This window comes from Anaerotruncus sp. 1XD42-93 (genome assembly GCF_009917605.1).
In the GTDB taxonomy this organism is placed as follows: Bacteria; Bacillota; Clostridia; order Oscillospirales; family Ruminococcaceae; genus Anaerotruncus.
On the sequence record NZ_QZEG01000074.1, the window covers coordinates 1 to 11,054 of the forward strand.

Here is an 11,054-nt window from a genome sequence, read left to right on the forward strand (position 1 = left end):
TTCCCCCTTATGTGTGCTTTTTACCTTGCTTTTTGCACAAGCAAAAAACAAGCCGTCCGCCCGGACGGGACCGGGCATTTCCTGCCGCTTGCGGCACACTTATCAAAAAAAGCAAGCTACTTCGCAGATGTATAAAAAATGGTGGTGGTTTTTATGATGACACAAGGTCAGATCATGACCATCTTTCAGGAGGGGATGCTGCTGGCGATGAAGCTGGCCGCGCCGATCCTGGTGGCAAGCATTGCGATCGGACTGGTCATCGCGATTTTTCAGGCGGCCACCCAGATCCACGAGCAGACGCTCACCTTCGTCCCGAAGGTGCTGATTATCTCCCTGCTGCTCCTGCTGCTCGGCTCGTGGATGATGACCCTGTTCAGCGAGTTCATCCACCGGCTGTTCGCGCTGATCCTCACCCTCTAGCCCGGTGGGCGCGGTATTCGGCGCCGCATTGCCGGTCTATCTGCTCGTGTTCGTGCGGATGGTCGGGATGTTCGCCTTTAACCCGCTGTTTTCCCGCCGCAATGTTCCCGCCATTGTCCGCGCGGGGCTGGCGCTGGTCTGTATGGCGGTCATTGCGCCGGGCGTCCCGTACGCCCCGCAGGTGCAGGACCGGCTTGCCTCCGCCGTTCTGCTCGAACTTGTCATCGGGCTGGCCTGCGGGTATATCTTCCAGGCGTTTTACTATATGCTCTTCATGGCCGGCGATTTCATGGATATGCAGTTCGGCATGGCGATGTCCAAGGTGCTCGACCCGGGCACCAACCTACAGCTTTCGACGAGCGGAAGCTTCCTGAACATCCTCTTTTCGCTCTACTTTTTCGCCACCAACAGCCATTTGGTCATGATCCGGATTCTTTCCGCGTCGTTTGACCTCGTCCCTGCGGGCGGCAGTTCGTTTCCGGTCGGCCTGCCCGGCTATCTCATCGACCTGACCATCGAGGCGTTTTCGCTCGTCCTGCGCCTGGCATTGCCGTTTGTGGCGGTCGAGTTTGTGCTCGAGCTTTCGATGGGTATTTTGATGAAGCTGATCCCACAGATCCATGTCTTTGTCATCAACATCCAGTGTAAGGTGCTGCTCGCGCTGGTCATGCTCTACACCTTCGCCATCCCGGTCGGCACCTTCCTCGATGGTTATATCGAAACCATGCTGGGGTATATGCAGAATACCTTGCAGGTGTTCCGCTAGGGGTTTGCCGCCTTCCGGCGGCAGGGGATGCGGGGTGTCCGGCCCCGCGCGCCGGGTACCTTTTCGGATGCGCGAAAAGGTACCAAAAGCGCACGTAAGGGGAGTACCCCTTACGTATCCCCCGGGAAGGGCGCCCGCCCCCAGCAGGGCGGAAACGACGCTCATGTCAGTGCCCGCCCCGACCTGTTTTTTGTCCAGACAGACCACGCCCACTCGCCCCGGGCTGTGCCGCAAAACCCCACTACACAGTGCCCGAACAAACTGGCGCACAAAGCTTGCCGGGGAGGGGCACACGGGGAGGGGTCGCTGACCCCTAGCCCGTGAGGCGCATCCTGCCCGAGCGTCGCGCGTAAGCGCGCTTCGGGCCGAAGGACCGAGCAGCGACGGGCGTTGTTTTGGTCGGGATTCCAAAACAACATGCGCCCCACCCCCCTTACGTATCCCCCGGAAGGGTGCCCGCCTTTGGCTGGGCGGAAGGGACACGCATGTCACAGCCCGCCCCGACCTGTTTTTTGTCCAGACAGACCGCGCCCACTCGCCCCGGGCTGTGCCGCAAAACCCCACTACACAGTGCCCGAACAAACTGGCGCACAAAGCTTGCCGGGGAGGGGCACACGGGGAGGGGTCGCTGACCCCTAGCCCGTGAGGCGCATCCTGCCCGAGCGTCGCGCGTAAGCGCGCTTCGGGCCGAAGGACCGAGCAGCGACGGGCGTTGTTTTGGTCTGGAACCCAAAACAACATGCGCCCGGTGACCCCTCGCCCGTGAGGCAGCCCGCAGGGTCGTCGCGGCGAATGCCGCGCTTCGGGCCGCAGGCCCGAGAAGACCCGAGGAAGGCGCGGGCGCCTATCCGTTTGGTCTGGGGCCAAACGGATGCTGCCAGAAGGAGGTGGTTTTACGGCTGGCGAGAAAACCGAGAAGGCAACACCCAAGCGACGAAGGGATGAACGCAAAAAAGGCAACATCTTTCAAAGCAAGGAGGTCGTGACGGTCACGACGCTGCTGGCCGCGTTCTACGGATTCAAGCTGCTCTGGCCGCTCTTTTACAACACCCTCCGGCGCACCCTCCTGCGGGGGTTCGGGCTGATCTCCCAGGTTGAAACGCTCGACACCGCGCAGCTGCGGGTGCTCATGATCCAGGCGTTTATCGCGTTTGCGGTGGCGGCGCTGCCCCTGCTGATGATCGGCGGGCTGGTCTCGATCCTGTTCACTGTCGCCCAGACCCGCGGCCTGTTCGCGTGGGAGTCGCTCAAGCCCAAGTTCAACCGGCTCAACCCGATCGAAGGGATCAAAAAACTCTTTTCGCTGCGCGGGTTTATCGAGCTGCTGAAATCCCTCGCAAAAATCTTTATCCTCGCATATATTATCTACCGTTCCCTGAAAGACAGATTTATGCTCATGCCCCGTCTGATGCAGATGGAGGTGCCCGGCGCGATGGCCTATACCGGGGAGATCATCCTCGAGCTGGCGCGCACCGCGGCAATCATCATGGTGTTCGTGGCGGCGGCAGACTACCTCTACCAATGGTACGAATACGAAAAAAACCTGCGGATGTCCAAGCAGGAGATCAAAGAAGAGTACAAACAGACCGAAGGCGACCCGCAGATCAAGGGGAAGATCAAGCAGAAACAGCAGGAGGTCGCCCGGCAGCGTATGATTCAGGCGGTCCCCACTGCGGACGTCGTCATCCGGAACCCGACCCATTATGCGGTTGCCCTGAAATACAGCCCCGGGGAGCAGCTCGCCCCTACGGTGGTCGCCAAGGGCGCCGACAGCCTCGCCTTGCGGATTGTGCGGGTGGCGGAGGAGAACGGGGTCGTAACAATGGAAAACAAGCCGCTCGCGCGCGGCCTTTATGAGTCGGTGGATCTCGACCGGGAGATCCCCGAGCAGTTTTATCAGCCGGTCGCGGAAGTGCTCGCTTTCGTGTATAACTTGAAGAAAAAGGATTTGAACTAGTTTGAAGCTGTTTAACAACACAGTCTCGGTGTTCGTCATCGCTGTGGTCGCCCTCATCATCATACCGCTTCCAACCCCTCTGCTCGACTTCATGTTTGTGGGCAACCTCACCCTGTCCTTTATCATACTGCTGACCACCATGTACATCCGGGAGTCGCTCGAGTTCTCTATCTATCCCTCGATCCTCCTGATTACCACCCTGTTCCGGCTGGCGCTCAACATCTCGTCCACCCGCTCGATCCTCACCAAGGACGGTTATGCCGGTGAAGTGGTCAAGACGTTCGGCGAGTTCGTCATCCAGGGAAACGTGGTCGTAGGTCTCGTCATCTTCCTCATCATCGTTTTGGTCCAGTTCCTGGTCATCACCAAGGGTTCGGAACGTGTCGCGGAGGTCTCCGCCCGGTTCACCCTTGATGCGATGCCCGGCAAACAGATGGCGATCGACGCCGACCTCAGCTCCGGCCTGATCGACGAACAGGAGGCGCGCACCCGCCGCTCGAAAATCCAGCGGGAAGCCGACTTTTTCGGCGCCATGGACGGTGCTACCAAGTTCGTCAAGGGCGACTCGATCATGTCGATCGTCACCACCTTCATCAACCTGATCGGCGGCGTGATCGTCGGTTTCATCAACAATGTCGGCAGCTTTAGCGAGATCATGAGCATCTATTCGACCTCCACGGTCGGCGACGGCCTGATGTCCCAGATCCCCGCGCTGCTCATCTCGGTTGCAACCGGTATGATCGTCACCCGCTCGGCTTCGGAGGCCAACCTCAACGAGGACATCTCCAGCCAGCTCTTCTCCCAGCCGCGGGTCCTCATCATGGCCGGCATGGCGATGCTCTGCACCATGTTTATCGGCTTCCCCAAGGCGCAGGTGACCACCGTTTCGATCGCTATGATCGCGCTCGGGCTGATCCTGATGCGGCAGTCGAGCGTGCGGCAGGCCGCCGCAGCCGCCACCGACGCCGGCCCGGTCCCGATGGAGGAGGTCACCAACGAAGCCGCCTTCTACAAAAACATCGACAACGTTTACAACCTCCTCAATGTCGACCAGATTTCGATGGAGTTCGGCTACAGCCTGATCCCGCTGGTCGATGAGGCGAGCGGCGGCAGCTTTGTCGACCGCGTGGTCATGTTCCGCAAACAGTTTGCCCAGGAGATGGGTATGGTCTTCCCGTCGGTCCGCCTCAAGGACAGCGGCCAGCTCAACCCCAACCAATACGCCATCAGCATCAAGGGGGAACAGGTCGCGCAGGGCGAGGTGCTGACCGACCATTACCTCGCGCTGATGCCCGCCGACGGCGACGACACGGTCGACGGCATCGAGACGGTCGAACCCGCGTTCGGCATCCCGGCCCGCTGGATCAGCGAGGACAAACGGGTCAAGGCCGAGCTCGCCGGTTACACCCTCATCGACCCGACTTCGGTCATCATCACCCACCTTTCCGAGGTGGTCAAGGCGCACGCCCACGAGCTGCTGAACCGCCAGGAGACCAACAACATGCTCGCCAACCTGCGCAAGTCCAACGAGGCGATCGTCAACGACACGGTCCCGGCCATCGTTTCGGTGGGCAACCTCCAGAAAATCCTCTGCAACCTCCTGCAGGAGGGCGTGCCGATCCGCGATACCGAGACCATCCTCGAGACGCTTGCCGACTACGGCGCAACCGTCAAGGATATCGACATGCTGACCGAATATGTCCGGCAGTCGCTGCGCCGGACGATCACCCACCGGTTCTCCGAGGCGGGCCAGCTCAAGGTCATCAGCCTGGATGGGAACATCGAAAACCAGATCATGGGTTCGGTCAAGAAGGTGGAGAGCGGTTCTTACCTCGCGCTCGACCCGCAAACCATCCAGGCGATTATCTCGTCCACCACCCGCGAGGTCGACAAGATCCGCGACCTCGTGCCTGTGCCGATCATCCTGACTTCCCCGATCGTGCGCATCTACTTCAAAAAGCTGGTTGACCAGTTCTATCTCAATGCGGTGGTGCTCTCGTTCAACGAGATCGACTCGGATGTCAAAATCCAAGCCCTCGGAAATATCACCATTTGACAGCTTGTGCAGCTGCGCAGCACGTTGCCTTTTTTATTAAGAGTGCCGCCTGTCGGCGGCAGGGGATGCGGGGTATTCGGCCCCGCGCGCCGAGCACCTTTTCGGATGCACGAAAAGGTACCAAAAGTGCACGTAAGGGGGAACCCCCTTACGTATCCCCCTCGCCCCCAGACGAAGCGCTCATGCTCAAGGCTGACTTGCACCCTATTTCGCCCCCAAGCACCAAAGCCGCATAGAATGCGGAGAACCGGTCGAGCACCGACGTGAAGGCGTTTTGCTTCTAGCCCGGGTCGAGTGGGCGAGGGTTGTCTGGCCAAAAAAACAAGTAGGGGCAGGCTCTGACATGCGTGTCGTTTCCGCCCTGCTTGGGGTGGGCTGGATGCCGGGGGGATACATAAGGGGGGTGGAACCCCCGCTTATGCGTGCTTTTTGCCTTTCTTTTTGCACGAGCAAAAAGAGAGCCGCCCGTCCGTGCGGGAACGGACATCCCGTGCCGCATCGCGGCACACATCTTTGAAAAAGGTGAGGTGCAGCACCGCTGCATAAAAAGAACCGCCGTCCGTGCGGGAACGGACATTTGGTGCCGCTTGCGGCACACCCCATCCCAACCCTTGAAGGGAGTGATGTAAACTGGATACCGCAGTGCGGGACCGTCGCAAGGAGGCGGAGGACCCCGACAAGCTGATGGAAGAATATAAGCAGACCGGTTCCCTCGATCTGCGCAACCAGCTGGTGATGCATTACAGTTACATCGCCAAATCGGTTGCAATCGAGATGAGCAATATGTACCACAAATACGCCGCGGTTGAGGAGATGGTCAACCAGGGGATCCTCGCGATCATCGACAGCCTCGACCGGTTCGACCCCGGACACGGTGTAAAGTTCTCGACCTATGCATTTACCAAGGTCAAGGGCGCGATCATCGACTATGTGCGCAAGCAGGATTGGCTGCCCCGCCGGGTGCGCCATAACGCAATCCGGCTGAACAACGTGCACAACGAGCTGACCCTCTCGCTCGGCCGCACCCCCACCCGCGCCGAGATGGCCGACCGGATGGGCATGAAGCCGGAAGAGCTGGACAAATGCGTCTATGAGGTTTCGGGGGAGAGCATCTTTTCCTATGAATCGCTGCTGGTGGACGGCGCGCAGATCGGCGGGCTGCTCTGGCAGAGCGACAACCGCGACTCCGACCCCGAAAGCCGGGTGGATGCGCAGGAGCTGCGGCAGCAGCTGATCGAAGGGATTGACGCGCTCAACGAGCAGGAACGTCTTGTTCTTTCGATGTATTATTACGAAAACTTGACCATGAAAGAAATTGGCGGTATACTGGGAGTAAGCGAACAGCGGATTGGCCAGATCAACCGCAAGCTGATCCAGAAACTGCGTGACAAGCTCGAACGATATATGAAAGGTTGAGGCTATATGCTGAGAGGATTCTACACCGCCGCATCGGGTATCCTGATGCAGGAGCGGACGCTGAATGTGCTCACCAACAACATGGTGAACTCCCAGACCCCCGGGTTCCGCGCGTCCCGGGTGGTGAGCACCACGTTTGACCAGGAGTTTATGACCCGTTATGAGCGGATGAACGGTCCGAGTGCGATCGGCGTGGGTTCGCCGATCCGGGTGGTTTCGGATGTGCCGACCCAGTTCGACCCGAGCTCGCTCGAGGAAACCGGCAGGCCGTTCGATGTGGCGATCAACGGGGACGGGTTTTTCAACTACCAGGTCACCGACGCCGAGGGCAACCAGACCCAATACCTCGGGCGCAACGGGAATTTCGACATCGACGCCGAAGGGTTCCTGGTGCTGCCGGGGGTTGGCCGGGTGCTCGGCGAGAAAGGCCCCATCCAGTTTGAGGAGCTGCATACCGACTTTATCATCGAGACCGACGGCCAGGTCTACGACGCAGAAGGCACCGTGATCGACCGCCTGCTCATCACCCAGCCGCCCCAGGACGCAAAAATGGTGGTTGCCGAAAACGGGATGTTCCAGGTCGAGGATATCGCCCTCAATGAGCAGATCAATGACCGCACCATCCTCGTGCAGGGCTGGACCGAGCGGTCCAATGTCGACCTCAACCGCGAGTATACCCTCGCCATCGAGGCCCAGCGGGCGTTCCAGGCGTGCAGCTCGGCGCTGCAGATCGTCGATAAGATCAACCAGAAGGCTGCGCAGCAGATCGCTTCGCTGTGATTTTTGTGCAGCTGCGCGGCACGTTGCCTTTTTTGTGCAGCTGCGCGGCACCTTGCCTTTTTAAGAGGTGTGCCGCGAGCGGCACCGGGATGCCCGGTCCCGTCCGGGGTAGTGGCTCTTTTTGTGCAGCTGCGCAGCACCTTGCCTTTTTAAGAGGTGTGCCGTAAGCGGCACAGGATGCCCGGTCCCGTCCGGGCGGACGGCTTGTTTTTTGCTTGTGCAAAAAGCAAGGTAAAAAGCACACATAAGGGGGAAGCCCCCTTATGGAACCCCCGGAAGGGTGCCCGCCTTTGGCTGGGCGGAAGGGACACGCATGTCAGTGCCCGCCCCAACCTGTTTTTTGCCCAGATAGACCACGCCCGCTCGACCCGGGCTGTGCCGCAAAACCCCACTACACTGTGCTCGAACAGATCGACGCACAAGGCTTGCCGGGGGAGTTCTCACAAGAGGGGGGCACTGCCGCCCCTCTTGTGGGGTGCGCCGAGCGGCTGTCGCGGCATTAGCCGCGCTTCGCGCCTGCGCGAGAAAGCCGCGAGTGGGGGCGTTTTGGTCGGGAACCCAAAACAACATGCGCCCGGTGCCCGACCGGGCCGAGCCGGTTCGCAGTCCGGGCCAAAGGGCCGGGAAGCGAAGGGCGTTGTTGCAGAATTATAGAAACGAGGTGCTCGATTTTGAATATCGCATTTTACAACGGAGTATCGGGTCTTGTGACCTTCCAAAACGAGATGGACATTCTCTCCCACAACATCGCCAATGTCAACACCAACGGGTACAAGGCGTTCCGCGGGATGTTCAAGGAACTGCTCTATAACGAGATGTACGTCAACCCGGACGACGGCGGGCAGGCCGCTGCCGAAGCCGCGCAGGCAGGGCAGGAGGAATATGAGGAGCCGTTCGGCAGCCGCCATCTGAACGGGCATGGGGTGCGCCTGGAGCAGGCGAACCTGGTGTTCCGGCAGGGGAACCTGGTCTCGACCGAGCAGAACCTCGACCTTGCGCTGGTCGGGGAAGGTTTTTTCGCGGTTGAGCGGCGGGACGGCACCGTCCAGTATACCCGCAACGGCGCTTTTGACATCGGGCTGGAAGGGGAGAAGAACGGCTATCTCGTCACTTTCGACGGTTCGTTCGTGCTCGACGCCAAGGGCGCGCGCATCAAGCTCGACCGGGAGCCGAACGGGATGTTCAACACCAAGAACCTGACCGAAAAGGTGGGGGTATACGTTTTCCCGAACCCGTACGGGGTGGAATCGGTGGGGGAGAACAACTACCGCGAAACCGAGCTTTCCGGCATCCCCGAAGCCCCCGACAAGGACAAACCCTACCGTATCGTCAGCGGCGCGCTCGAGCGCTCGTCCACCGACCTTGCGGAGGAGATGACCAACGTGATTGTGACCCAGAAAGCCTTTTCCTTCAGCGCAAAAATGGTGCAGACCGCCGACGAACTGGAGCAGACGGTCAACAGCCTGCGATAAACAGACAATCATTTTAGGGAGGATTTCAATAAGATGGATTACGAGAAAATGGACAGTCTCCAGATCGATGTTTTGCGGGAGATCGGGAATATCGGTTCTGGCAATGCGGCTACCTCGCTTTCGGAGTTTCTGAGCTGCCCGGTGAATATTGGGGTGCCATCGGTTCAGATCCTCGATTATGACCAGGTCGTGGAGGCTCTGGGCGGCCCCGAAACCATGATGGTCGGGCTGCTGCTCCAGCTTGAGGACGATATTAAGGGAATGATTATGTTCCTGCTCCACAAGGAGTTCGCGCATATGGCGCTTAGCGCGCTGATGGGCGATATGTACAACAGCTTTGACGAGATGGACGAGATCAGCGCCTCGGCGATGCAGGAGGTCGGCAATATCATGGCCGCGTCCTATGTCAACGCGATTGCGGATATGACCGGCCTTTCGATCAATATTTCGGTGCCGTCGATCTGTATGGATATGGCGGGCGCTATCGTCAGCGTGCCGGCGGTCTACTATGCGGACATCAGCGATAAGATCATCTTCATTGGGGACGATTTTGTCCGCGACGACAGCCACCACGCGGCAAACTTCAACAGCCACATCCTGATGATTCCGGAAAGTGACTCCCTTGAAAAGATTATGACAAGCTTGGGGATAGAGATATGAGCAAAACGGTAACAGTTGGCATTTCAGATCTGAATGTGGTAAAAGCTCCCGACACGCTGGTGACCTATGCGCTGGGATCATGTGTGGGAATCTGTATGTACGACCCAGTTACCAAGGTTGCAGGACTTTCCCATATTATGCTGCCTTCCAGCTCGCTTACCGGCAGCGACCCAAAACAGGCGATGCGGTTCGCCAATACCGCGATTCCGATGCTGCTGAAAAAGATGGAATCCGCGGGGGCGCAGCGGCCGCGGATCAAGGCGAAGATTGCGGGGGGCGCGCAGATGTTTTCGTCTACAGGCAATTCTGCGATTTCCAATATCGGGCAGCGCAATATTGCCGCGGTGAAACAGGCGCTCGCAACGCTGCGAATCCCGATTATTGCCGATGATACAGGGAAAAATTACGGCCGTACCCTTTATCTCACCGCTGAGGACGGGGTCATGCGGATCAAATCTGTCAACCGCGGGGAATGGACCTATTAAGGGCTGTTTGAGAAATCGAAATTACTGTCTTTTTACATAAAAAGAAGCATCTGCCGCGTCAAAAATGCGCAGGGTATATCCGGTATCCCTGTGCTTTTTCCCTGCGCTTGTTCATTTTTTTACGAAAGATCTGGTTGTTCCTTCTGCCTCAAACAGGCTTGGATCAGAATCCAGTACCCATGCATATTTAAAAAAGGGCTGTCTTGCGGCAGCCCACATTTTCTGCGGCAACAAGGCCCCGGAAGTTTGGATTCCAGGGTGCGGGGCGTTTTGGGTTCCAGACCAAAACGCCCCCGCTCGCGGCTTTCTCGCGCAGGCGCGAAGCGCGGCCAAGGCCGCGACAGCCGCTCGGCGCACCCCACAAGAGGGACTGAGGGCAACGGAAGTTTGGATTCCAGACCAAACTTCCGGGGCGCAAGCGCCCTTCTTCGGGGGACTTCTCGGACCTGCGGCCCGACGCGCGCTTACGCGCGACGCTCGGGCAGGATGCGCCTCACGGGCGAGGGGTCAAAGGCAGCATCCGTTTGGCCCCAGCCCAAACGGATAGGCGCAGGGCGCCTTCCTCGGGTCTTCTCGGCTAGCGCCGAAGCGCGGCATACGCCGCGACGACCCTGCGGGCTGCCTCACGGGCGAGGGGTCACCGGGCGCATGTTGTTTTGGGTTCCAGACCAAAACAACGCCCTTCGCTTCTCGGGCTTTCAGCCCGAAGCGCGCTTACGCGCGACGCTCGGGCAGGATGCGCCTCACGGGCGAGGGGTCAGCGACCCCTCCCCGTGTGCCCCACCCCGGCAAGCTGGGAAGCCCGGCCCGATCGGGCACAGAGTAGTGGGGTTTTGCGGCACAGCCTGGGGCGAGCGGACAGGGCCGGTCTGGACAAAAAATAGGTTGAGGCGGGCACTGACATGCGTGTCCCTTCCACCCAGCCAAAGGCGGGCACCCTTCCGGGGGTTCCATAAGGGGGATACCCCCTTATGTGTGCTTTTTACCTTGCTTTTTGCACAAGCAAAAAACAAGCCGTCCGCCCGGACGGGACCGGGCATCC

The 11,054-nt window shown here is 59.4% G+C and carries 9 protein-coding genes; all 9 read left to right on the forward strand.

Features of this window, described 5'->3' with window-relative positions:
* Positions 1 to 156: 156 nt before the first annotated feature.
* The 9 genes from fliQ to D5269_RS15865 all read left to right on the forward strand — a co-directional run bounded on the left by fliQ (position 157) and on the right by D5269_RS15865 (position 10,012).
* Positions 157 to 420, forward strand: coding sequence for a flagellar biosynthesis protein FliQ (gene fliQ, locus D5269_RS15825; RefSeq protein WP_031219553.1), 264 nt, complete (start codon positions 157 to 159; stop codon positions 418 to 420).
* A 28-nt stretch (positions 421 to 448) separates the two neighbouring features.
* A complete protein-coding gene (locus tag D5269_RS15830) occupies positions 449 to 1,186 on the forward strand; it encodes a flagellar biosynthetic protein FliR (protein WP_243126904.1) in 738 nt (245 codons plus the stop codon).
* An 871-nt stretch (positions 1,187 to 2,057) separates the two neighbouring features.
* Entirely contained in the window at positions 2,058 to 3,143 is a 1,086-nt protein-coding gene (gene flhB / locus D5269_RS15835) for a flagellar biosynthesis protein FlhB (protein WP_016317848.1), read from the forward strand.
* A gap of 1 nt (position 3,144) precedes the next feature.
* On the forward strand, positions 3,145 to 5,199 hold the full coding sequence (flhA, locus tag D5269_RS15840) for a flagellar biosynthesis protein FlhA (RefSeq protein WP_016317847.1): 2,055 nt from the start codon (positions 3,145 to 3,147) through the stop codon (positions 5,197 to 5,199).
* A 642-nt stretch (positions 5,200 to 5,841) separates the two neighbouring features.
* Entirely contained in the window at positions 5,842 to 6,615 is a 774-nt protein-coding gene (locus D5269_RS15845; protein ID WP_016317846.1) for a FliA/WhiG family RNA polymerase sigma factor, read from the forward strand.
* Between the two features lie 6 nt (positions 6,616 to 6,621).
* Complete coding sequence (locus tag D5269_RS15850; RefSeq protein WP_016317845.1) at positions 6,622 to 7,395, forward strand: flagellar hook-basal body protein; 774 nt, start codon at positions 6,622 to 6,624, stop codon at positions 7,393 to 7,395.
* Positions 7,396 to 8,066: 671 nt separating this feature from the next.
* Complete coding sequence (locus tag D5269_RS15855; RefSeq protein WP_016317843.1) at positions 8,067 to 8,867, forward strand: flagellar hook-basal body protein; 801 nt, start codon at positions 8,067 to 8,069, stop codon at positions 8,865 to 8,867.
* Positions 8,868 to 8,900: 33 nt separating this feature from the next.
* Positions 8,901 to 9,527 carry a chemotaxis protein CheC gene (locus D5269_RS15860; protein ID WP_016317842.1) on the forward strand — a complete coding sequence of 209 codons (627 nt, stop codon included), beginning with the start codon at positions 8,901 to 8,903 and terminating at the stop codon, positions 9,525 to 9,527.
* Positions 9,524 to 10,012, forward strand: coding sequence for a chemotaxis protein CheD (locus D5269_RS15865; RefSeq protein WP_016317841.1), 489 nt, complete (start codon positions 9,524 to 9,526; stop codon positions 10,010 to 10,012). The genes D5269_RS15860 and D5269_RS15865 overlap by 4 nt, the downstream gene beginning before the upstream one ends.
* Positions 10,013 to 11,054 lie beyond the last annotated feature (1,042 nt).